Origin of the sequence: Desulfovibrio piger (assembly GCF_012843875.1) — a bacterium.
In the GTDB taxonomy this organism is placed as follows: domain Bacteria; phylum Desulfobacterota; class Desulfovibrionia; order Desulfovibrionales; family Desulfovibrionaceae; genus Desulfovibrio.
The window spans coordinates 1-22,764 of the sequence record NZ_JABAFY010000039.1 but is presented as its reverse complement, the minus strand read 5'-3'; the positions used below and the strand labels follow the sequence as shown (position 1 = coordinate 22,764).

Below are 22,764 nucleotides of genomic sequence, written 5' to 3'. Positions count from 1 at the left end.
AGCTTTATAACATACTCATAGCTTTAAGCTTTTTTGAACCTCCCGCCTAGCGGGAGGTTTTCTTTTTATACAAAAAAGGGGGCGCTTTGGGCGCCCCCTTTATCGTCAACGTATCCGCGAACTGGCTCAGAACCGACTCGCGAACCGGTACGGGTTAGAACTTGATCTTGCGGTATTCTTCCAGGGCAGCAGCCTGCTCTTCGAAGGAAGCGAAGCCGGCCTGATGCAGGGCGTCTTCCACCGTGCTGCTCCAATCCCAGGTCGCGTAGATGACGGGCTTGTGGAACATGGAGCGGAAGCTTTCCAGCTCGGTGCGGTAGAAGGATTCCTTGGGGGTATCCAGATGCTCACGCAGCTGCTCGTGACGACGCTGCAGCTCGCCTTCGTACCATTCCTGGATATCCTGGGGCAGCGTGTACTTCTTCAGGATGTGGCCGTAACCGGCCTCTTCCATCAGCTTGGCAAGACGCTGATGATGCTGCTTGCCCAGCCATTCGCCCAGCTTGGACGTGGGGATGTTCTCGGCTTCCACAGCGGCGATATCGAACACGGTCTGGAAGTAGGTATCCGGCACTACCGAAGCGGAGACGATACCGGCGATGGCCACCAGGCCGCGCAGGATCACGCTGTTGGAGATACCCTGACCGCAGAAGCCCACCTTCTTGCCGTACTTCTGGCCGGTGAAGATGCTGACCAGGATGGCCCAGACCACGGCGGGATCTTCTTCGTCGTAGATGTGGCCCAGACGCGCGTTGTCGCGGTCCGTGGCCAGCACCATCTGGGTCATGTCGTTGGAACCGATGGAGAATCCATCGAACTCCTGGATGAACTGCTTGGCCAGGATGGCGTTGGAGGGGATTTCCGACATCTGGATGATGCGCAGGCCGTCCTGACCGCTGGTCAGCTTGTGCACCTGGCTCAGGTAGGTCCGCATGGAGCGGGCTTCTTCCAGGGTACGCACGAAGGGCAGCATCATCTGCAGGTTGGAACCGCCGTACACGCCGCGGGCCAGCTTGAAGGCTTCGATTTCCCAGTCGTGGATATTGCGGGACACACCGCGGTAACCCAGCATGGGGTTGTCTTCGTGATGTTCGAAGAGGTTGCCGCCCAGCAGGTTGCGGTATTCGTTGCTCTTGAAGTCCGTGGTACGGTACACGATGGTCTTGCCGTAGAAGGCCATGGCAAACAGGGCCAGGTTCTGGGCCAGCGTCTGCACATAGTGTTCCTTACCGGTGCGGAAGCCGCGGGACTTGATGATGGCGCGGATCTTTTCAGGCAGAGCGCGCACGTCGTCCATTTCCTTCTTCAGGCCGCCACGCAGGCTCACTTCTTCACGCAGGCGGGCAATGTTGCCCAGCAGAGAAGTCACCACGGGCAGATCCTTGATGCGCTTCACATGCTCTTCCACCGAGGCTTCGATCTCGGCGATGCGCTTGGCCGATTCGGGATCGGAGGGCGAAAGCAGGGCCAGCTCGTCGTCATAGCCCATGATGATGCGCACATGATCGGCCAGATCCACAGAGGTCTTGAGGATCTCCAGGCGGCGGGAAGCCATTTCCATATGCTGGTCGATCTTGTGGTCGAGCTCACGCATCTTGCGATGCTGCAGCAGCACTTCTTCGGCGCTGAGGCTGCGGTCGGCATCCACTAGAGCGGAGACTTCGGCATTGAGGCCGGTCACTTCACCCACGTATTCACGCAGGTTGAAGTTGAACACGATGAGGCCGGCAGCCATCTGCTCGCGCAGGACCTTGGAAAGGTTATCTTCCAGTTCCTTGAGCTTGCCCTGCACCACGTCTTCCAGTTCGCCGTTATCGAAGGCTTCCAGAGCCTGGGGATGGATGCTGATGTTGCCCAGCATGAACTCGGCACGCAGCAGCCCCACTTCGAACTGCGGGAACTCGCGCAGACGGGAGAGGAACAGGGCCTGGCCCACGTCCGCCAGCACCAGGCCGACCTTGGTCTTGGTGGTGGGCAGTTTGGCCACGTCCATTTCGCCGCCCACTTCACGCAGGGGCAGCAGACCGCGATACACCCGGCCGCGGGTACCGTCGACGGTCACTTCCACGCCATCCAGGGCGCGCAGCACGTCCAGGCGCTGGATGCCGATGACGGCGGCGATGCCCAGTTCACGCGAGGTGATGGCGGCGTGGCTGGTATCGCCACCCACGTCGGCCATGATGGCGGAGGCCACACGCATGCCGGGCACCATGTCGGGGTCGGTACGCTCGGCGGCCAGCACGTCGCCCTTGGCGACCTTGTTCAGTTCCAGAGCCGAACGCAGGAAGCGCACGGTACCGTGACCGGCACCGCGGGAGGCACCATTGCCTTCCACCAGCACTTCGGCATTGGCGGCAGCCTTGGCGTCCACTTCGCGACGGCGCATGAAGATGGTGGTGGGATGCAGCTCCAGCTCTTCGTTCCAGCGGGTCTCGGGGCGGGCCTGCACGAACCACAGTTTGTCGTTGGCGTCGATACAGAATTCCGTATCCATGATCATGCCGCCGTAAGCCTTGCTCACGGCACGCACGCCCTTGGCCACACGCTCGGCCTGGCTCAACGACAGGGCCCAGCGCAGGGCTTCCAGTTCAGGCACGGCCACTTCACGGGTACCACCGCGTTCGTCATAGACGATCTTCATGTCCTTGCAGCCCATCTGACGGATGACGACTTCACTGCCGTCATCACGCTGGAAGACATAAAGCTTGTCGGGGGTCACCTTGCCGCCCACTACAGCTTCGCCCAGACCGTAGCTGGTATCGATGCTGACCAGGTCCTTACGGGCCGTGCCGCGGCAACCGGTGGACGTATCGGCCGAGAAAGCCGTACCGGAGATCACGGGGTTGATCATCTGCATCATGCAGACGGAAAGCGAGGTGTTCTCGATGGCCCATTCCTGCTTGGCATTGATGGCGATGGCTTCATCGCCGGTCTCTTCAGCGCGGGCAATGGCATCGAGGATGGCCTCGCGGCGGTAGGTCATGGAGCGCAGGTTGTACGCGGAAGCACAGTCCCAATGGTAGGCTTCCACGACCTTGGCCGGGCCCACCATGTTGAGGTAGGTGTCCTGCAGACCGGCAAAGGCTTTTTTGCGGGAGTCTTCACCGGCAGCCGAGGAACGCACGGCCACGGGAGTCATGTCGTCGCCGTTCTCGTTGCAGATGGAGAGGTAGGCACCGCGCACGGCCTCATCCACGTCCTGGGGAAGATCCACGGACAGGATGGCGGCCTGCACCATGACAGAACGTTTGCGCAGCTGGTCGATACCTTCGGGAGAGGTAGCAAAGCCTTCCACGATGGTATTGATGAAGGTGCGCAGTTTGGTGTGGGACTGGTCCCCTTCCGCAGCGGCAGCGTCATGGATCTGCTTGCCGAGCTGGCGGACGAACTTCTGCAGGAAGTCGGGGTCCTGGTTGATTTCGGGATCATTCCAGTCGATACGGCCGTACTCGCGGTCGACGACCGCGCGAACGATACGCCCGGTAACCTTGGTCTCATCCAGCACCCTGTGGAAAGCGAGCGAAGAGATGGCGCGGAAATAAGGCGCCTGGATACCTTCGATCTGGCTGATGAGGGCCGTGTTGTAGTTCTTGCCACCCACAAGCAGCTCGGCTTCTTCGCCGATCGCCACGATGTCGGCGCCGGTCAGCACCAACTTTTTGCGGATAGCTTCCGGGGATTCCTCTTTCTTAGTGGCAGCCGTTTTGGCCATGACTTCCTCCGTTATACCAGGAAAGAAAGCTTTTGATTGCAATCATCATACCCTAGCAGGCACATCCTGTCCACAATGCGGCGCAAATGCGCCACACGGCTAGATCACGCGGGATCCGCAGTAAGGACAGAAGGAGACATTGTCCATGGGGATAGGTTGTGCGCAGGCTTCATTGCTGCAAATACGCGGCACGGGGCCCAGTTCGACGAGCAGCTCGCCTTCACGCACGGATACCATCTGCTTGTTTTCCTTGAAGTCGGCCGTCTTCAGCACGCGCTTCACGACGCCATCCACAGGAGCCAGCACAGCCTTTTCCTGCTTCATGATGGATACGTTGAACAGCTCTTCGCCGGCCTTCACGATATCGCCGGGGTGGACGTACATGACCCACAGGTCGCCATTGCTGGGCGACGCCACATGGAACTTGTTAGCAGGATCCGCCATGGTCAGGCCCTTGGCCTTCTGGCCGGTGGGCTGGGCGACCTGCACTTCGCAACTCATGATCTCGGAGTCCAGCACGTAACGGCAGATGACGACACCGGCATCGTTGGGACGGGAGATGCTCAGCAGCAGCAGATGGTGGGGCTTACCGCTGCGGTCATTGAAATAGAGGTCCTGGCCGGGCTTGAGGCCTTCGAACCAGACATGCAGGGGCAGATTGTTGGGATCGCCGTACTGCATGCGGAACTGCATGGTCTTGAGGGCATCGGCCGGATGATTCAGGTACAGGACGAACTCTTCCTTGGTGGGCTTGCGCTTCAGCAATTCGGTGCAGGCAGCTTCTTCGGCGGCCAGGTTCACGTCCGGCAGGCTTTCCAGAGGCGAGGCTTCCGTACGGTTGGCGATGGCGCTCTTCCACTCGGAGCCAAAGGCGCTCTCGTAGACCCAGTCCGCGGGGAAGCCCAACGGCAGGCGGCCGAACTTGCCCAGCAGCAGCTTGCGGAAGGCGTCGTTGCAGTCCTGGTAGATGTTCAGGCGGGCCTTGCGCATCTCGCTGGAAAGTTCGGATTCGGGCGTACGGGTGACTTCGTTGAGCACTTCGAGCAGGAAGCGGACTTCTTCCTCGCCGCCGCGCTTCCAGGCCCCGGTGACCGCCAGGAAGGCGGTGTTCCAGGTGATCTGCGAACCGGGCGTCACGTCGTGGTAACGAACGATCTGGCGGGTCCCTTCCAGGAACTTGAGCATGTAGGGCAGCAGATGGATGTAGCCCTGCTTCATGGCGCCTTCCTGCGAGGAGGAAGTAGCACCGCCGGGCATGCCGTGGCGGGTCACATCGTAGTCGATGCCCTTGAAGTACGGCGAGCAGTAGCGGTCATAGTAGGGCATGATCTGCTTGCAGACGAAGTTGGCGTCGCGGATGGCATCCTTGTTCAGATGGCACTCCAAGCCCAGCTCGTCTTCCATGTAAGCCACCGTGGCCAGCACGTCGCCCTGCCCGTAAGAACGGACAGCGGAGCCCAGGCCCACGTCGATGATGTGGGCACCAGCCTTGGCCGCGGCCCCGCAGGCGGGGATGAACAGGCCGTCGGTGCAGTGGCGGTGGTAGTGCAGCACCAGTTCGGGCCAGCGCTTGCGCAGAGCCGTCACCAGCTCGGTCATGAAGCGCGGCGGGCAGACACCGGCCATATCCTTGAGGCCGAGGATGATGCTGCGGGCAGCGGTCTTTTCATCGGCGCCCATGATGTCGGCCATCATGCTCAGGATGTTCTCGGTCACACCCAGATAGTGATTGACGTCGAAGCCCTTGGCCCACGAAAGGGAGATGGCGGGCTGGAAGACCACGTCCTTGCGGTCCATGACCACTTCGGCGATGGGGCGCATGTTCTCCACATGGTTCAGGAAGTCGAAGCAGCGCACCACTTCGTAGTGATCGCAAATCATCTCGCCGGTCAGGCGCATGAGGTTGCGCGGCTGCGGCGTGTAGCCCAGCACGTTGGTGGAGCGCACCAGCAGCTGCTTGAGCGTCTTGGGAGAGAAGCTCTTCCACTCCTTCGCTTCGGAGAAGGGATAGGTCATGTTGGCCAGCATGGCCACATGGAAGTGGGCGCCGCCGCCGTTCTCGATGGAGAAGTAACCGGCATTGTCCAGGTAGGGACCGATCAGGCGGTCTTCGGCTAGGCGGAAGCGGTTGCCGGAGTTGGACTGGGTGAAGTCACGCGGCGTGGTATCCGTAAAGTGCACGTAGCCGCTGTCGCGGATGAAGTCCAGCAGGGCGCGGCGGTCGCCCTGAGGATAGGGAGACGGCTGGCGGCGCAGCTGGCTGGGGATGGGCGGCAGCACCGGATCGAAGGCGCCCAGACGGGGCGTGGTGACGGAACGGTATTCCCCGAGCTGCACATGAGGGTTGTAGCCCTTGGCGGAGATCTCCGCCACCAGGCGGGCCAGACGTTCGCTTTCGGGGGCCACGTCCCGGTACTGCATGAGCTCGGGATGGTTGGCCACGAAGTTGGTGTTGATCTCGCCCTTGCGGAACAGGGGATGCTTGAGGATCTGGCGGTGGAAGGGGATGGTGGTCTTGATGCCGCCGATGATGTATTCGCTCAGGGCGCGGTCCATGATGCCCAGGGTCTTTTCCCAGTCGTGGGCATAGGCGATGAGCAGGGAGCCGGCCGAGTCATAGTTGGCCGGGAACTCATAACCGGCACTGATGTTGGAGTCCAGACGCACACCGGGGCCGCCAGGCGACACGTAACGGGTGATCAGACCGGCATTAGGAGCGAAGTTCTCCTGCGGGTTCTCGCAGTTGATACGCACCTGCATGGCACAGTAGGAAGGACGCAGGTTCTCTTCGCGGTAACGCAGTTCCGCACCAAAGGCCACGGCGATCTGCTCTTCCACCAGGTCGATGCCGTAGCGGCATTCGGTGATGCCGTGTTCCACCTGCAGACGGGTGTTGACTTCGATCATGTAGGGCGTGCCGTCGGGCGTGACCAGGAATTCCACCGTGGCCAGGGAGTGGTAGCCCACGGCGCGCACCAGGCGACGGGCGTAGTCCTTGAGCTGTTCGCGCAGCTGGCGGGTCATGCCCGGCCAGGGCGAAGGCGTGATCTCGACGAGCTTCTGATGGTTGCGCTGCACGGTGCAGTCGCGTTCGTCAAAGGCAAAGACATTGCCGTACATGTCGGCGATGACCTGGATCTCGATGTGGCGCACATCGGCCAAGAACTTTTCCACGAACAGGCGCGGATTGCCGAAGGAGGCCTGGGCCATGGTGGAGGCCTTGAAGAAGGCGTCTTCCAGCTCGGCTTCATTGTGGATAGCGAAGATACCGCGGCCACCGCCGCCGCCTTCGGCCTTGAGCATGATGGGCAGACCGATCTCGGAGATCAGCTGACGGGCGGTGGCGATGTCCACGGCCCCGTCAGAACCGGGCACCACGGGGATGCCCAGCTTGCGGGCCACGGCGCGGGCCTGCACTTTGTTGCCCAGCAGGTTCATGGCTTCGGCAGTGGCACCGATAAAGGTGATACCGGCTTCCTTGCAGCGCTGGGGGAAACGGGTGTCCTCAGAGGCAAAGCCCCAGCCGGGGTGGATACCGACAACGCCGCGCTGGCGGGCTTTGTCGATGATGCGGTCAATATCCAGGTAAGCGCGGGGATCGGGTCCGAGCAGAATCAGTTCCTTGGCAGTGGATGCTGACGGCGCAGTTTTATCCACATCGGTGGCTGTCATGGCCGCGACGGCGTCAAAGCGTTCGCGGATGGAGCGACAGATGCGGCGGGCGGGAATGCCACGGTTGGCGACAAGGATCACCTTGCCCTTGAGAAATTCCTGGACGTCTGCAAAGGATTTGTTGGCCATGCCTTTTTGCCCTTTAGTAATGATGCGAAAGACGCAGGCTTCCGCTGTAAAAAACCTCCTGCCGGCCATTGCGCGACAGGCACAGTCCTCCATCATGGCACAGCCCTGTCAGAATGCCCTCGACGACCTCATCGCCGTCGTCGAGACAAACGCAGGACCCGCGCCAGAGTAGGAAGCTCTCGGCGAGATCTTTCCAGTTTTTCTTTAGAGAACCGCCGGTACTATACTCGCAAAACAGGCAGTTTACAAGTTGATACCATAGGCTCTCGGCGGTAAGAAATATTTTTTGTGATTTTTCCAGGCCCGAAACCAGAGCCTTCGCGGGCATGGCGGCCCCTGCACGCAAGGTCTCGGCCGGCGGGGCCCAGGCCACATTGATGCCGATGCCGGCCAGCAGGACGCCCGCCCTTTCTTCCAGCAGGATCCCCGCCACCTTGGCGGGGGTGTCCCCGTCCAGCACGGCAAGATCGTTGGGCCATTTGAGGCGCACCTCGAAGCCCAGCTTTCCCAGAGCGGCCGCCAGCATGGCCCCGGTCACGGTGGAGGCCGCGGAACTGGCGAACGGCTCCTGCATGGGGAGCCGCAGCGCCGCATAGATATTGCCGGCGGGCGAGACCCAGTTCCGGCGCAGCTGTCCCCTGCCCTGCCGCTGGCTGCTGACCAGCACGCTCTGCCAGGGCGCCAGCAAGCCGCGGCGGGCCAGGGTATGCCCCACATCCAGTGCGGACGAGACCTCACCGAAACGCCAGACCTCAGGCCGCCCGGCCCTTTGCTCCCGCGCCCCGTTATGGCATGATGTCGTCATGAAGACCTACCTTGTTGGCGGTGCCGTCCGTGACATCCTGCTGGGACAGGCACCGGTTGAGCTGGATTATGCCGTGGACGGAGACGATGCCGCCTTTCTGGCGACGCATCCCGATGCCGCCCGCGTGGGGAAAAGCGTTCAGATCTGTCTGTGGCACGGCTGTGAATTCATGCCGCTCCGTGGTGGGAGCCTGCCTGCGGATCTGGCCGCTCGTGACCTGAGCGTCAATGCGCTGGCCCTGGATGCCGGCGGGCATGTGCATGCCCATGCCAGGACGCTGGCTGATCTGGAGCGCAGGCTCCTGCGCCCGGCCTCGCCCGACGCTTTCCGCAAGGATCCCCTGCGCCTTTTCCGCCTGGCCCGCTTTGCCTGCCGTCATCCGGACTGGCAGCTGCACCCCGATTGCCTCCGTCTGGCAGCGAAGGTACCGGAAAGCGCTCTGGCGGCCATTCCGGCGGAGCGGGTCGGCAGGGAGCTGCTCAAAGCTCTGGCCCTCCCCTGCCCCGGCCGCTTTCTGGAAGTCCTGGAGCAGCTCCACCTCTGGCGGCCGTGGTTCACGGAACTGGAAACCATCGCCCGCATCCCCGCCGGGCCTGTACGCTGGCACAGCGGTTCGGTGCTCCAGCATACCGTCCGGGTCATGAACGCCGTGGCCGGCAACAGTCTGGCCGTCTGGATGGCCTTCTGCCACGATCTGGGAAAGCTGCTGACTCCTGAGGAAGAACTGCCCCACCACTACGGACATGAGCAGCGGGGGCTGGCGCTGGTACGCCTTCTGGCCAAACGGCTGCACCTGCCCGTCCGGCGGGAAAAGGCAGGACTGCTGGCCTGCGAGCTGCATATGAAGGCCGGGCTATATGACCGTCTGCGCCCCGGCACACGCCGGGACGTGCTCTGGACCGTGGCCACGCGCGGCCTGATGAAGGAGTTCTGGAGTGTGGTGGATGCCGACAGCAAGCAGGACATCAGCGGCAAGGCACTGGAGGATACGGCCCTGCTCCGCACCATAGGGCTGCCGCCCCAATGGCAGAACAAAGGAGCGGAATCCGCCCGCAAATTGCGGGAACTGCACTGTCAGGCCCTGGTCGGCAGCAGGTCGGCCTAGCTCCAGACTTCCGCCTCGGCCCTGCTCCGGCACCAGTCGCAGAGGGCATCCATCTCTTCACCGTGGTCATATCCGGCCAGGTGCCCCACGGAATGCGCCAGCAGGCGCAGCAGATGCTCTGCCGGGTCCTGACCGTAAAGCAGGCATTCCCTGTTCAGCGTATCGAGGGAAAGGAGCATCACCCCCGGCAGGCTCTCATCACCGGGGAACGACAGCACATTGGTCGGGCCTGTGCAGCCCATGTAGCGCTGATTGGCCCGGGCGATGCAGGCATCGTCCACCAGATGGGCTTCCACAGGGCCCAGCGGACAACCGGCCTCTCGCGCTGCGGATGTCAGGGCATCCAGTATCCTGCTTATCTGGCGTGGGGGCACAGGCAACAGCCAGGCCCCCGCCGGACAATGATCGATGACCCGGACAGCCATCATTCCCGCCCCGCCTGTTCTGTACGGGCCAGCTGTTCGGCTTCCAGCTTCTCCGCGGCTTCGACGGCGGCAGCGTCATGCACACGGCCGTGATGATGCCCGCTGTGGCTGTTCTCGGCTTTTTCTTCCGCCTCCCTGGCAGCCGGGGCGTTCTCGTGCCCCTTGGCTTCGGCCTTGCTTTCGGCCGGGCGGGCATCCGCGTTTTTGCCTTCCGCAGCCTTGCCTTCCTGCTTGCCTTCGTTCTTGGCCGGCGGATAGGCGATGCGCTGGTGGAAGATGCCCGTCAGGATGCGCTGGAAGTTCTCGCTCAGGTAATGCAGATCCTTGAAGGTCAGTTCGGACTCGTCGAGCTGGCCTTCGGAGAAGATGCCCTTGATGATGGTATCGATGTGCGTCCTGATACGGGCAGGCGTGGGATCCGTCAGCGTCCGGCTGGAGGCCTCCACGGAGTCTGCCAGCATGAGGATGGCGGCTTCCTTGGTCTGGGGCCGGGGACCGGGATAGCTGAAATCCGATTCGCGCGGCCGCTCGCCCATATTGATGGCCTTCTGGTAGAAGTAGCGGATGACGCGGGTCCCGTGATGCTGGCGGATGATGTCGATGATCTCCTGCCCCAGCTTGTAGCGCTCGGCCAGTTCCGTGCCCTTCTTGACGTGGGACGTGATGATGAGCGCACTCATGGAGGGGGCCAGCTTGTCATGCTTGTTGGGACCGCCGAACTGGTTCTCGATGAAGTATTCGGGATAGGTCAGCTTGCCCGCGTCATGATACAGGGCCGCCACCTTGCACAGCAGGCTGTTGGCTCCGATGGCCTTGGCCCCGGCTTCCACCATGTTGGCCACCACCAGAGAATGATGATAGGTGCCGGGGATGGTCACCATCAGTTCCTGCATCAGCGGATGCTCAAGGCTCATGAGCTCCATGAGACGGAAACGCGTACTGTAGCCAAAGGCCAGCTCCAGCACGGGGCTGACGGCGAACAGCAGGATCAGGGACAGGAGGCTGTTGATGGCCACGGCCCCCAGCTGCATGGGGAACTCGTTGGGCGAGATCTGCGCCAGCAGGGCCATGCCCAGCCAGATGAGCGACTGCCCCACCGTCAGGGGGATGATGCTCCAGACAACGTCCTGCCGGGTCTGGGCATTGGTCACCAGCCAGGTGGCCAGCATGCCGCCCAGGAAATGATACAGGAAGAAGGTGTAGTCCGCCTGGAACATGAGCATGGCAAAGAAACAGAGCAGCAGGCTCATGGTGCAGTAGCGGCGGGCGGCAAAGACCATGGCCACCAGCCCCACGCCCCCGGCGATGGGGAAGGCCACGGCATAGTTGGCCATCAGCGTCAGGCTGTCGAAACGGGTGGCAAGGCAGAACGCCCCCTTGGCCCCCACGCTGAACAGGAACAGCACCAGCGAGATGAGCAGCATGTCCTTGCAGCGCAGCGGCGTGCCGGGCTTGCCGCTGGGCGCCACGAAGAAGCCGATGGACAGGATCAGGGAGAACAGGAAAGCCCCCAGCACCACGCCCCAGCGGACGGGATCGGCAGCGCTCTTATACAGGGTCTGCAGTTTGAGCTGCTGCTCGCGGCTCACCCTGTCCCCCTTGCGCACCACCAGCTCGCCTTTCTGGATCTGGTAAAAGACGGGCTCCACATTGGCCACCACGGCTTCACCGCGGCGCTGGGTCGTCTCACGGTTGAGCGTCAGGGACGCCGGGACCGTCGCGGAAAGCAGGATGTTGATGGCCCGGCGGGAGTGGGCGTTGAGGGTATCTTCCTGCCGCAGCAGGGACGAGATCTCGGCCAGGAAGGACTGCACATCGGGCAGCGTGGTCACTTCGGGGCGCAGCAGTTCCGAACCGTTGTCGAGGTTGCGGATGACGACCCCGGCCCGTCCAGCTCTGGCGGAGCGGATGTCGCCCACGAGGCCTTCGGCCAGGCGATCCCGGATCAGCGGCATCAGGGTCTTGAGGAGGTACTGCTGCACTTCCGGCAAGGCCAGCTGGGGCAGCACCTCTTCGGCCACCCGGGGCGTCAGTTCTTCCACCAGACGGCGGACAGAGGCCTCCCCTCTCGGAAGGTCCGCCAGATCTTCCTCGGCTCTGGGCAGAGGACGCTGGGCGGCAACAGGCGCGGCAGGAGCGGGCGTGACCGGGGCTTCCCCGGCCTGTCCGACAGTAGGCGCGCTGTCCTCCGCTTCGGGAGCCGCCGGAGCGGCTTCTTCCGGCACAGGCTTGACGCTCTGCAAGCCCTTGTGGTCGGCCATCACGTTCAGATGATGCAGGATCCCAAGGATGCGGTTCTGGAACATCTCATAGGGCTGCATGCTCAGGTCGTAGACCGAGGGCTGGAGCATGAGCACCTGGCGCTGCCGGGCCTTACTGGCCTGCACGTCTTCCACCAGGATGTCGCGGTCAGCGATGACGTCACTGTCCGCAACCTGCCCCGCCACATAGACGCGGCTTTCCGGCGTCAGATTGGCACCGGCCAGCAACGAGAGGAAAAGCAGGGTCAGGATCAATACCAGCAGGCCGCGACCGCAGTGGTGACGCGTTCTCAGCGTCTGCCACAGGGCCACCATGCTGGAGGGTCTAGCTGTCTTTTTCGGCGTTGTCGTAGGCATTGACGATGGCTCCCACCAGAGGATGGCGCACCACGTCAGCCTTGCTGAAGTGGTGCACGGCAAGACCGGGGATCTTGTCCAGGATGGCCAGGGCATGGACGAGGCCCGAGCGGGCCCGCCCGGAAGACGGGTTGACGGGCAGGTCGATCTGCGAGGTATCGCCCGTGACCACCACGCGCGATCCAAAGCCCATGCGGGTCAGGAACATTTTCATCTGCTCGTGGGTGGTGTTCTGGGCTTCGTCCAGGATGATGAAGGCATCATTGAGGGTACGGCCACGCATGAAGGCCAGGGGGGCCACCTCGATGGTCCCCACTTCCAGCATGGATGCCACCTTGGGCTGGGGCACCATGTCGTGCAGGGCATCATACAGGGGACGCAGGTACGGATTGACTTTGTCCGCCAGGTCGCCGGGCAGGAAGCCCAGCCGCTCCCCCGCTTCCACGGCGGGACGCGTCAGCACGATGCGCTTGACCTGATGCTGCTGCAGCATGGAGATGGCCATGGCCACCGCAAGATAGGTCTTGCCCGTACCGGCAGGCCCCACGGCAAAGACCATCTCGTTTCGGCGCAGTATATCCAAATACTGCTTCTGGGCCACATTGCGGGCCGTCACCGTCTTGCGCGGCGTATTGACGAAGACAGCCTCCTGGAAGACCTGCCGCAGGTTGAGCCCGGGATCGGCCGCCAGCATGGCATAGGCCCGGGACATGTCCTGCTGGCTGATGCTGATGCCGTTGCGCAGCATATCATAGAGCTGCACGAAAAGCCGGTACAGGCACTGCAGGACAGCATGGTCCGGACTGGAGAAAAAAACAGAAGCACCGCGGCTGCCTATCTGGGCACCGCTGGCAGCGGCCAGCAGGTCCAAATGGGCATTGCGGGGACCAAACAGCTGATTGGCCAGCAAAGGATCATCGAAATCGATCCTTTCCTGAGAAGATGAATATGAAGCCATGATTTTTGCCTAGCGTATTTTGGGCTTTCTGTCCATGAAAGGGCTTCCGGCTCCGGCGCACTATTCCTTAAAGTATAACTTTAATAAAATTGGAGCTGCGTTCAAAAAAATAAGGGGGCACCCCAGGCGCCCCCCTTGCAGCTTTTTATGTTTCCGGACTAGCCAGCCAGCTTTTTGGCCAGCAGCTCATTGACCAGCGCGGGGTTGGCCTTGCCGCGGGTCGCGCGCATGACCTGGCCCACAAAGAAGCTGATGAGCTTGGTCTTGCCGCCACGGAAAGCCTCCACTTCGGCGGGATTGTCGGCCAGCACCTTGTCCACGGCCGCTTCCAGCGCAGAGCTGTCGGAGATCTGCACCAGGCCCTTTTCCTTGACGTAGGCTTCGGGCATGGCGCCGTTTTCCATCAGGTCGGCAAAGATGTCATTGGCGATCTTGGCACTGATGAGGCCCTTGTCCACGATGCTGACCAGCTCGGCCAGAGCTTCGGGCGTCATGGCACAATCCTGCACATGCAGGGAGCGGGCGTTGAGCTCGCGCAGCAGCGGGCCGAGGATGAAGTTGGCCACCTTGCGGGCATCGGCTTTGGCCGCCGCAGCCTCAAAGAAATCGGCCATGGCACGGCTCTGCACCAGCACTTCCGCCTCGGGTTCGGGCAGGCCCGTCATGGCGATGAAGCGCTGCATGCGGGCGGCAGGCAGCTCGGGCAGTTCCTGCTGCCAGCGGCTGAATTCCTCATCGGTGATGGTCACGGGCAGCAGGTCGGGATCAGGGAAGTAACGGTAGTCGTGCGCTTCTTCCTTGCCGCGCATGGAAGCCGTGATGTTCTTGGTGGCATCGTACAGGCGGGTCTCCTGCACGATCTCTTCCCCGTCCGCCAGGGCATCCTGCTGGCGGGCGATCTCGTAATCGATGGCTCGCTGCACATTGCGGAACGAGTTCAGGTTCTTGAGCTCGGTACGGGTGCCGAAGGTCGTGCTGCCCACAGGACGGATAGAGACGTTGGCATCACAGCGGAAGCTGCCCTCCTCCATGTTGCCGTCGCAGACGCCCAGATAGGTCACGATGCCGTACAGGGCCTTGAGGTAGGCCACGGCCTCGGCGGAAGAACGCATGTCCGGCTCGGAAACGATCTCCACCAGCGGCGTCCCGGCGCGGTTGAGGTCCACATAGCTGACGTTCTCGCCCTGGGCATGGATGTTCTTGCCCGCGTCGTTCTCCATGTGGATGCGCGTGATGCCGATGCGCTTTTCGGCACCGTCCACCGTGACCGTCAGATGCCCATGCTCGCAGATGGGCAGGTCGAACTGCGAGATCTGGTAGCCGGACGGCAGGTCGGGATAAAAATAGTTTTTGCGGGCGAAAATGGAATTGCGGTGGATGCTGCAGTTGGTGGCAAGGCCCACCAGGCAGGCATAGTGCACGGCCTGCCGGTTAAGCATGGGCAGGGCACCGGGCATGCCGCCGCAGACTTCGCAGACATTGCTGTTGGGAGCCTGCCCGAAACTGGTGGGGCAGGAGCAGAAAAGTTTGGTGGCCGTAGCCAGTTGTACGTGGACTTCCAAGCCGATGACGGCTTCATATGCAGGCATGAAAAACTCCGTGAACCAGATGTTAGGAACGGCTGATGGTCGCGTCGAAATATTTGCCGACGCCGTACTCGCCACGCCGTGTAAAGCGGGCCGGATCGGGCCCGATGATCTGCATTTCCCTGTTTTGCCGCTGCACGTCCAGGGCTATGCGCATCTCCTGGGTGCAGCCGGTAGAAAAAGTGGCGTCCTTGCCGGACCAGATGGGCGGGACCTTGCGTCCCATGAGCCGGAAGCTTTCTTCGATATCAGCAAACGTCTGGAAACGCCAGACGTCGATGAAGCCGCTCCGCTGCACGCGCTCCCACATGAACATGAGGTCGTCCCCGTCCATGCCCTCCACGAAATGCTCGGCAGGATTGACGATCAGGACGTTGTCCAGGCGTTTGCGCAGATCGCCCACAAAGGTCCGTGCCAGTGAGATGGCGGTCTGGGTCTCGCCGGGGATGCTGCCGATGATGCAGCTGTAGAACATGACCGTACGGCCGTTCATGCGGGCCTCGCGCATGCGGGCGATGATGCCGTCCGCATGGGCCGCCACGTCCTGCTCGGTCAATTTTTTTACCCCGGGCGCATGCCGGCGCAGGGCCAGATGCATGTTCGCGCCGTCATGCCAGTAGCAAAGGATATCGCGGGTGAACTCGCAGCTGGTGCCCAGCAGCATGTCGGCCGAACGCCAGCCCTTGGCCAGGATAAGGTCCGCTTCCTTCCAGGCACGGGAAAAACTGATGGAGACCCGGTACAGGTTGAGCCGCTCACGCGTCCCGTCGCTGATGACCAGCAGACGGTGCTCGCGCAGATGGCGCAGCAGCTGGCTCTTGCTCAGGTGGGCGTCACGAACGATATAGTCCTGCTTCAGCTCCTCACGCAGGACAGGATCCTCTTCCACGTCATCCAAGGTGGGCGCATAGAAGAAGAAACCGTCCTTGACGGCAAAAATGACACGATGCTGCATGCGCAGCAGCTTGCGCACCACCGCCAGATCGAAGACCACCCCGCCGTCGGCATCACACAGATACAGGATGGTCCGCGGCCGGGAGGCCAGGTCATCCAGGTAGCTTTCCAGCTCCGTAGCCTTCTGCTCCGCGCGGTGGAACTCTTCTTCCAAAAATATCCTGTCGGGGACGGCGGTCTTCAGCTCCAGCGTATAGGCGGAAAGGAACAAATGACGGACCAGGCTGCAGGCATCCAGCCGGGCCCGGGCCGCCTCGAGCGTATCCGGCAGCGGAGCTACCGGCATGCCTTCAAGGGCGGTACGCACGCTCTCCGAGCGCAGAATCTCGCGCTGCAGGATATTGAGCGCATGGCGGCGCTGCCGCCAGGGATCGCCATCGCCCAGCCCCTGGGCCAAGACGATGTTGGTCATGCGCTTGATGAGACGCGGCGGCAAAAGCGTATGCTGGGCAACCGCACTGCGGAAGCGGTAACGACAGAACAGCAACAGCGCCCGGCGCTGCATCCTGTCCGTCACGAGGGACCGTACAAGGCGCACGAGGATGCGCCAGGCGCGATTGTACTCTTTTTGCAGCCGTCGGGGCATGGTCGGCTCGCACAGCAAGGCGAACATGGCGTCCGAACAGGGAAGATACACGCTGCCGGGGCCGCCGGCTACCATGAATTTCAGCTGTTCAGGACTGGCAACGATGTGCGGATTGAGGCCATGGACAAGGTTGTTGTCGATGAACAGATTGTACAGCCATGCGTCGAAGCAGGCATCTTTTCCCAGCCGGACATCAGCCATGCGGCGCGGCGCGTTCCCATTCATGCGGGCCTCACTTGTGTTTGGCGCCCGATGCCATATCCGTCACGAAGCCGCGCGTCCGCAAGCGTTCAAAAAACGGCATTTCCTTGCCCACAAAGCAGACGGCGTCTTCCAGCCCCGTCACCTCCACCCGGTCCCCCACCTGGAGCAGCAGGCCTTCCTGACCGTCCACCGTGATGTAGGTCTCGGTGGTACCGGGCAGCAGGTCGATACAGAAGCGGGTCTTATAGGGAAAGACCATGGGGGGGATGGTATTCAGGAAAGGACAGATGGGCGTGAACACCATGCAGTTGAGGCTCGGGTACAGCAGCGGGCCTCCGGCGGAGACGCTGTAGCCCGAACTGCCGATGGGGGTGGAGATGATCACGCCGTCACTGCGCAGACGGCACATCTCCTGCCCGTCCACGCCGATGTCCATGTTGACGAGCCGCGAGAGGGCCGCCCGGCTGAGGACGACGTCATTGACGGCCACGCCCTTGGCGAGCGTGCTTTCATTGCGTACGACTTTCCATTGCAGGGCCATACAGGTACGCTCGGGAGTGATGCCTGCCAGGGAATCGGCAAGGCCCTTCTCCCACTGCTCCGGCTGGATGTCGGCCAAGAAGCCGACCCGGCCGAAATTGATGCCCAGCAGGGGGATGCCCCGGCCTGCCACCCGACGGGCCACACCCAGCATGGTGCCGTCCCCTCCCAGGACAACGGCAAAATCCAGATCGGGAAGAGCATAGGCGGGATCGTCAAACCCTCCGCTGATGGCCGTGACAGAGTGTCCCCTGGCGCGCAGCCAGGCACCGATTTCAGCTTCAAGACGTGCCGCACGGTCACTGTTGGCCTTGCGGACCACGAGAATATGGCGGGCTTTGCTTTGCATCCTTTTTCTCTACGTTATAGGCGCGCGCAGTGCAAGTGGGAAGAGGCTTTTTATCTTGTCAGGGCAGTTGCTTTGTCTTAAAAATGGTACGGCCGCAGGCCATCAGGACGACACCATGCAGACAGCGCAGGACATCATAACGACATACAGCCGGACAGGCGCCCGCCTGCGCGAGGTCTTTTTCCAGGAAAGAACGCCCCTTTTGCAGAAGGCGGCCCTGCATATGGCCCGCTGCCTTATCCATGACGGCAAGGTGCTCGTCCTGGGCGAAGGGGCCGCCGGTATTTGTGCCCGTGCCGCAGCCCAGGCCCTGCTTGACCGGCTCGATCTCGACCGGCCGGCGCTGCCGGCCATCTTGCTGCCGGCCGGGAGCCCGGGGGGGCAGACGGCGGACAGAGCGGCCCTGCGGCAGCTCGAGGCTCTGGCCCGGCCCGGGGATGCGCTCCTGACATTCCTCCCCGACACAGCACAGACGGCCATGGGCCCCGTGCTGGCACTGGCGCAGGAGACCGGCATGTCCTGCATCACTCTTTGCGGGCGTCCTGTCGCGGGTCTGTCCCTGCCCGGGCTCGTGATCGATGTCCCGGATGCTTCCGGGGCCCCTGCCTCCCTTGTCCATGAACTGCTTTTTGCCGCCGGCCATCTTGTCTGCAGGCTGGTGGATTACTATCTTTTCGAAAACGTGACGGCGATCCAGACCGTCGATCCGCAGTAAGAGGTTACACGACCATGCCCATCTACGAATACACTTGCACCAAATGCGGCAAGGATTTTGAGGAACTTGTCTTTGGCGATGACCTGCCCGCCTGCCCCCATTGCGGCGCGGCCGAGACCCGCAAGCTGATGTCCCGCTGCGCTCACTGCAGCGGCGGCAACGGCGGCGATGACTCCTTCGCTCCTTCCATGCCCGCCTCTTCCGGCGGCTGCGCCGGCTGCTCCGGCGGTAACTGCGCCACCTGCGGCCACTAGGAGACGCCATGCGCAAAAATCTTGTCATCGCCACCCGCGGCAGTCAGCTGGCCCTCTGGCAGGCCGAACACGTCAAAGCCTGCCTGGAGTCCCTGGAACCGGGCCTGAACATCAGCCTGCGCGTCATCAAGACCCGCGGCGACATCATCCTGGATGTCCCCCTGTCCAAGGTGGGCGGCAAGGGCCTGTTCGTCAAGGAGATCGAGGAAGCCCTGCTGGACGGTTCCGCCGACCTGGCCGTGCACAGCATCAAGGACGTGCCCATGGTCCTGCCCGAGGGCCTCGTTCTGGGCTGCGTGCCCCAGCGTGAGATCTGCGTGGACTGCCTGCTCTCCAACCGCTACGCCTCTCTGGACGAACTGCCCCAGGGGGCCCGCGTGGGCACCAGCAGCCTGCGCCGCCAGGCCCAGCTGCTCAATCTGCGTCCCGACCTGGAGATCCTTTCCCTGCGCGGCAATGTGGATACCCGCCTGCGCAAGATGAAGGAAGGCGAATACGACGCCATCGTGCTGGCCTCCGCCGGGCTCAAGCGTCTGGGTCTTTCCGCGGACCGCATGCACCATTTCGAGGCGGCCTCCTTCGTGCCCGCCGTGGGCCAGGGTGCCCTGGGCATCGAATGCCGTGGTGATGACAGTGAAGTGCTGGAACTGCTGTCCCGCATGGAACACCGCCCCACCCGCATCTGTGTGGAAGCCGAGCGCGGTTTCCTGGCCGGTCTGGACGGCGGCTGTCAGGTGCCCATCGCCGGTCATGCGGAGATGCTGGACGACGAGCGCTTCATCCTGGACGGCCTGGTGGCCGAAGTGGACGGCAGCGTCATCCTGCGCGAACAGCAGGAAGGTACGGCCGCCACGGCACGCGAAACGGGCTTTGCCCTGGCCCGTCATCTTCTGGACAAGGGCGGCAAGGACATCCTTGACCGCCTGTATGCTGAAAACCGGTAGTAATGATGCCCAAGATCCTTCCTCTGCCCACATCGCGACTGCACGCGACGTTCGATCCCGAACGCATCCCCTGGCAGGACAGCCGGGAGATCCCCTTGCCCCGCAACGGGGCGGGCAGCCGCAACGCTTTCCAGCCTCGCGCCATGCAGGCTCTGGACATGGCCCTGAACATCAGGGCCTGTGGCTACAATGTCTATGTCTCCGGCGATGCCAATCTGGGGCGCAGCTATACCCTGCTCTCCTATCTTGGCCCGCAGGCCCGCAAACGGCCGACGCCGCCGGATCTGGTCTATGTCCACAACTTTGATGACCCCGACCGGCCGCGCCTGCTTTCCCTGCCTGCCGGTCAGGGCAAAAAGTTCAAGCAGTGCGTGACCTCCACCGTGGACGCCATCCTGCATGAACTGCCCCGCCGCTTCGAAGCCGCGCCCTTCGTCAAGCAGCGTGCCCGGCTGGTGGACAGCTTCCAGAAGGTCCGCAGCGGCCTGCTGAGCAAGATGACCTCCGTGGCCCAGCACAAGGGCTTCCATCTCGACATGGACGAAGGCGGCAGCCTGACCCTGTATCCGCTGGTCAAGGGCAAGCGGCTGAGCGAGGAAGAGTTCGAACATCTGGACGACAGCCTGCGCATGACCCTCAAGCGGCGCGGGGAGACCCTGGTTCAGAGCATGGCCAGCTTCATGCGCCAGTTGAGCAAGGCCGAGGAAAGCTTCCATGACGACGAGCGCAACCTGGAACAGACCGTCATGGCCCAGGTGCTGGACGCCCTGCTGCTCCCGGCCCAGAAAAAACTGCTCAAGGCCTGCCAGAGCGAGGCCCTAGAACAGTACTTTGTCAGCCTGCGCGCGGACATCCTGAAGAACACCGAAGCCTTCCTGCCCCGGGAGGCCGGCCAGTCCGGCCCGGATGTCCCCCATGCGCCCCTGCCGCCGCAGGGCGATCCGCTGTACCGCTATGACGTCAATGTCTTCGTGGACAACAGCCAGCTCAGCGGCGCCCCCATCGTGGTGGAAGACCATCCCACCGCGTCCAACCTGCTGGGCTGTATCGAGCGGGAATCCGAGCTGGGCGCTCTGGTGACGGATTTCACCCTTGTGCGGGCCGGGAGCCTGCACAAGGCCAACGGGGGCTTCCTCGTCCTGCGGGCGGAAGACCTGCTGCAGCATCCCAATGCCTGGGAAGGTCTGCTGCGGGCCCTGCGGGCCAATTCCCTGCGCATCGAAGACGGCGCGGAGACCCCGGATGCCGCCATCCGCACCAAGGGCATCAACCCCGAGCCCCTGAAGCTGGATCTCAAGGTCGTGCTTATCGGTACGGAAGACCTGTACGAAGCCCTGGTCCTCAATGAGGACCGCTTCGCCAAGCTGTTCCGCATCAAGGCCCAGATGGCCGAACGCATGGACCGCAATGCCGCCGGCGTCCGTTTCTATCTGTCGGTCATCGCCCGCATCGCGGAAGAATCCGGCCTGCGGCCCTTCGACCGCACGGCTCTGGCCTGGCTAGTGGATCTGGGCTCGCATCTGTGCGAGGACCAGCGCCGCCTGTCGCTCAAGTTCCCGCTGCTGCGCGAGCAGATGATCGAGGGGGACGCCCTGGCAGGCATGGAAGGCGCCGAGATCGTCACCGGTGATATCATGGAGCGTTCCTATGCGGCGCGCACCTATCGGGCCAATCTGGTGGAAGAGATCTTCATGGAAGAGTACGACCGCGAGATGATCAAGGTCTGTACTTCAGGCAGTGCCATCGGTCAGGTCAACGGCCTGTCGGTCACCGGCTACGGTGATTTTGAATTCGGCCTGCCCCACCGCATCTCCTGTACCGTGGGCGTCGGTCATGAAGGCATCATCGACCTGGAGCGGGAAGCCGAACTGGGCGGCCCCATCCATACCAAGGCCATGATGATCCTCAAGAGCTACCTGACCAATCTCTTTGCCCGCAAGAAACCTCTTGTTCTGGCCGGGTCGCTCTACTTTGAACAAAGCTATGCCGGTATCGAAGGCGACTCCGCTTCCGGTGCGGAGCTGGTGGCCCTGCTCTCCGCCCTTGCCGATGTGCCCGTGCGGCTCGACCTGGCCTTCACGGGCGCGGTCAGCCATTCCGGGCAGATCATGGCCGTGGGCGGCGTGACGCGGAAGATCGAAGGTTTCTTCAAAGTCTGCGCACGGCATGGTCTCACGGGCAGTCAGGGGGTCATCATCCCCCACGACAATGTGGATCACCTGATGCTCTCCCCGGATGTGCTCCAGGCCGTGGAAAAGGGACAGTTCGCCATCTATGCCGTCCGCAGTATCGAAGAGGCCCTGACCCTGCTCACGGGGCTGCCCGTGGGACGCCGCCGCAAGGACGATACATTCACGCCCGGCAGCCTCTACGATATGGTGGACCGCCGTCTGGAACGGTTGGGCGATTATGCCCAGAACTCCTTCCGTCGGACGCGTAAAGGATAGGCGCCATGCATTGACTTGCCTTCATTGAGCGAGTAAACAGTTCTGGCCGATTGTGAAAAAGACGCTTAACCCCCGCAATGACCATGACTGCAAAAAATAAAAAAGAAGCCCTGCTCCAGGCCGCCAAGGAACTTTTTGGTGAATGTGGCTATGTGGAAACCACCTTCAAGAAGATTTCCGACCGGGCTGGTGTGGCCCTTGGACTGCTGACGCATCACTATGGCAACAAGGAAAAACTGTTCCTGGCCTCGGGACTCGATGTGCTGGAACATTTTCTGGTCAAGCTGCGCCAGGCCACGGCTGATGCGGCCTGCGGCTATGATGCCGTCATGCACTTCTGCAAGGCCTATCTGGACTTCTCTGTGGACAAGGACTCCAACTGGCTGGTGCTGGTGCGCTGCTCCCCGTACAGCGATATGAAGACCAAGACGGACAGGGAACAGATGGATTCCATGTTCGCCCAGGTGCATCGTGAACTGGAAGAGCAGATCCAGCGCGGCATCCGCGACGGCAGCATCGTCAATGTGGACAGCAAGGCCACGGCGCAGGTCATCATCTCCCTGATGGTGGGTGCCAACCGTACCCGCGTGCTGACCCCCTATGCCCTGCCGGAGCTCTATGACGAGACCCTGGATTTCGTCTCCCGCTCCATCCGCAAGAACTAGTCCTTCCCTCCCCGCTAAAAAATCAGAACCACCCGCAAAGCGGGTGGTTTGCTCTGGCCCTGTAAGGGCCTGTTACCGGCTGCGCCTAAAGACGCT

General features: G+C 62.4%; 15 protein-coding genes. 6 read left to right on the top strand and 9 right to left on the bottom strand.

The genetic code is table 11. From position 1 onward, the window contains the following. Positions 1–154: 154 nt before the first annotated feature. The 3 genes from HF854_RS09575 to HF854_RS09565 form a co-directional block, all read right to left on the bottom strand. Positions 155–3,712 (bottom strand): PEP/pyruvate-binding domain-containing protein, encoded by a 3,558-nt coding sequence (locus tag HF854_RS09575; RefSeq protein ID WP_168936077.1) that lies wholly within the window; start codon positions 3,710–3,712, stop codon positions 155–157. A 99-nt stretch (positions 3,713–3,811) separates the two neighbouring features. Beyond that, the gene (locus HF854_RS09570; RefSeq protein ID WP_168936076.1) at positions 3,812–7,513 is read right to left on the bottom strand and encodes a pyruvate carboxylase; all 3,702 of its coding nucleotides are present in this window, start codon (positions 7,511–7,513) and stop codon (positions 3,812–3,814) included. 13 nt (positions 7,514–7,526) lie between these two features. Continuing rightward, positions 7,527–8,318: a biotin--[acetyl-CoA-carboxylase] ligase gene (locus HF854_RS09565; protein WP_168936075.1), complete on the bottom strand. Its 792-nt coding sequence runs from the start codon at positions 8,316–8,318 to the stop codon at positions 7,527–7,529. On the opposite strand from HF854_RS09565, the gene HF854_RS09560 reads away from it, so the two are divergent. After that, entirely contained in the window at positions 8,317–9,423 is a 1,107-nt protein-coding gene (locus HF854_RS09560; protein ID WP_168936074.1) for a tRNA nucleotidyltransferase/poly(A) polymerase-related protein, read from the top strand. The genes HF854_RS09565 and HF854_RS09560 overlap by 2 nt on opposite strands. Here the strand turns inward: HF854_RS09560 and ybeY are convergent. From ybeY to HF854_RS09530, 6 genes are all read right to left on the bottom strand, one after another. Further along, positions 9,420–9,851: an rRNA maturation RNase YbeY gene (ybeY, locus tag HF854_RS09555; RefSeq protein ID WP_205906089.1), complete on the bottom strand. Its 432-nt coding sequence runs from the start codon at positions 9,849–9,851 to the stop codon at positions 9,420–9,422. The genes HF854_RS09560 and ybeY overlap by 4 nt on opposite strands. Next, positions 9,848–12,466 (bottom strand): HD family phosphohydrolase, encoded by a 2,619-nt coding sequence (locus tag HF854_RS09550; RefSeq protein ID WP_240937711.1) that lies wholly within the window; start codon positions 12,464–12,466, stop codon positions 9,848–9,850. Before HF854_RS09550 ends, ybeY begins: the two co-directional genes overlap by 4 nt. Then, entirely contained in the window at positions 12,435–13,424 is a 990-nt protein-coding gene (locus tag HF854_RS09545) for a PhoH family protein (protein WP_168936073.1), read from the bottom strand. Before HF854_RS09545 ends, HF854_RS09550 begins: the two co-directional genes overlap by 32 nt. Positions 13,425–13,582: 158 nt before the next feature. Next, positions 13,583–15,013 (bottom strand): Asp-tRNA(Asn)/Glu-tRNA(Gln) amidotransferase subunit GatB, encoded by a 1,431-nt coding sequence (gene gatB / locus HF854_RS09540; protein ID WP_006005996.1) that lies wholly within the window; start codon positions 15,011–15,013, stop codon positions 13,583–13,585. Positions 15,014–15,035: 22 nt separating this feature from the next. Then, positions 15,036–16,775 carry an ARMT1-like domain-containing protein gene (locus HF854_RS09535; protein ID WP_168936072.1) on the bottom strand — a complete coding sequence of 580 codons (1,740 nt, stop codon included), beginning with the start codon at positions 16,773–16,775 and terminating at the stop codon, positions 15,036–15,038. A gap of 7 nt (positions 16,776–16,782) precedes the next feature. Then, positions 16,783–17,643 carry an NAD(+)/NADH kinase gene (locus tag HF854_RS09530; RefSeq protein ID WP_168936071.1) on the bottom strand — a complete coding sequence of 287 codons (861 nt, stop codon included), beginning with the start codon at positions 17,641–17,643 and terminating at the stop codon, positions 16,783–16,785. A gap of 115 nt (positions 17,644–17,758) precedes the next feature. Between HF854_RS09530 and HF854_RS09525 the strand changes: the two genes are divergently transcribed. The 5 genes from HF854_RS09525 (at position 17,759) to HF854_RS09505 (ending at position 22,668) form a co-directional block, all read left to right on the top strand. Continuing rightward, complete coding sequence (locus HF854_RS09525) at positions 17,759–18,358, top strand: SIS domain-containing protein (RefSeq protein ID WP_168936070.1); 600 nt, start codon at positions 17,759–17,761, stop codon at positions 18,356–18,358. A gap of 14 nt (positions 18,359–18,372) precedes the next feature. Beyond that, a complete protein-coding gene (locus HF854_RS09520) occupies positions 18,373–18,612 on the top strand; it encodes an FmdB family zinc ribbon protein (RefSeq protein WP_006006004.1) in 240 nt (79 codons plus the stop codon). An 8-nt stretch (positions 18,613–18,620) separates the two neighbouring features. After that, positions 18,621–19,556 (top strand): hydroxymethylbilane synthase, encoded by a 936-nt coding sequence (gene hemC / locus HF854_RS09515; protein ID WP_168936069.1) that lies wholly within the window; start codon positions 18,621–18,623, stop codon positions 19,554–19,556. Between the two features lie 5 nt (positions 19,557–19,561). Beyond that, positions 19,562–22,003 carry a Lon protease family protein gene (locus tag HF854_RS09510; RefSeq protein ID WP_168936068.1) on the top strand — a complete coding sequence of 814 codons (2,442 nt, stop codon included), beginning with the start codon at positions 19,562–19,564 and terminating at the stop codon, positions 22,001–22,003. A 77-nt stretch (positions 22,004–22,080) separates the two neighbouring features. After that, complete coding sequence (locus tag HF854_RS09505) at positions 22,081–22,668, top strand: TetR/AcrR family transcriptional regulator (RefSeq protein WP_006006010.1); 588 nt, start codon at positions 22,081–22,083, stop codon at positions 22,666–22,668. Positions 22,669–22,764: the final 96 nt, after the last annotated feature.

What these genes read in the sequence shown, in the direction of transcription:
- HF854_RS09575 (WP_168936077.1), bottom strand. Translation starts at nt 3,712, where the DNA reads ATGGCCAAAACGGCTGCCACTAAGAAAGAGGAATCCCCGGAAGCTATC.
- HF854_RS09570 (WP_168936076.1), bottom strand. Translation starts at nt 7,513, where the DNA reads ATGGCCAACAAATCCTTTGCAGACGTCCAGGAATTTCTCAAGGGCAAG.
- HF854_RS09560 (WP_168936074.1), top strand. Translation starts at nt 8,317, where the DNA reads ATGAAGACCTACCTTGTTGGCGGTGCCGTCCGTGACATCCTGCTGGGA.
- HF854_RS09565 (WP_168936075.1), bottom strand. Translation starts at nt 8,318, where the DNA reads ATGACGACATCATGCCATAACGGGGCGCGGGAGCAAAGGGCCGGGCGG.
- ybeY (WP_205906089.1), bottom strand. Translation starts at nt 9,851, where the DNA reads ATGATGGCTGTCCGGGTCATCGATCATTGTCCGGCGGGGGCCTGGCTG.
- HF854_RS09550 (WP_240937711.1), bottom strand. Translation starts at nt 12,466, where the DNA reads ATGCCTACGACAACGCCGAAAAAGACAGCTAGACCCTCCAGCATGGTG.
- HF854_RS09545 (WP_168936073.1), bottom strand. Translation starts at nt 13,424, where the DNA reads ATGGCTTCATATTCATCTTCTCAGGAAAGGATCGATTTCGATGATCCT.
- gatB (WP_006005996.1), bottom strand. Translation starts at nt 15,013, where the DNA reads ATGCCTGCATATGAAGCCGTCATCGGCTTGGAAGTCCACGTACAACTG.
- HF854_RS09535 (WP_168936072.1), bottom strand. Translation starts at nt 16,775, where the DNA reads ATGAATGGGAACGCGCCGCGCCGCATGGCTGATGTCCGGCTGGGAAAA.
- HF854_RS09530 (WP_168936071.1), bottom strand. Translation starts at nt 17,643, where the DNA reads ATGCAAAGCAAAGCCCGCCATATTCTCGTGGTCCGCAAGGCCAACAGT.
- HF854_RS09525 (WP_168936070.1), top strand. Translation starts at nt 17,759, where the DNA reads ATGCAGACAGCGCAGGACATCATAACGACATACAGCCGGACAGGCGCC.
- HF854_RS09520 (WP_006006004.1), top strand. Translation starts at nt 18,373, where the DNA reads ATGCCCATCTACGAATACACTTGCACCAAATGCGGCAAGGATTTTGAG.
- hemC (WP_168936069.1), top strand. Translation starts at nt 18,621, where the DNA reads ATGCGCAAAAATCTTGTCATCGCCACCCGCGGCAGTCAGCTGGCCCTC.
- HF854_RS09510 (WP_168936068.1), top strand. Translation starts at nt 19,562, where the DNA reads ATGCCCAAGATCCTTCCTCTGCCCACATCGCGACTGCACGCGACGTTC.
- HF854_RS09505 (WP_006006010.1), top strand. Translation starts at nt 22,081, where the DNA reads ATGACCATGACTGCAAAAAATAAAAAAGAAGCCCTGCTCCAGGCCGCC.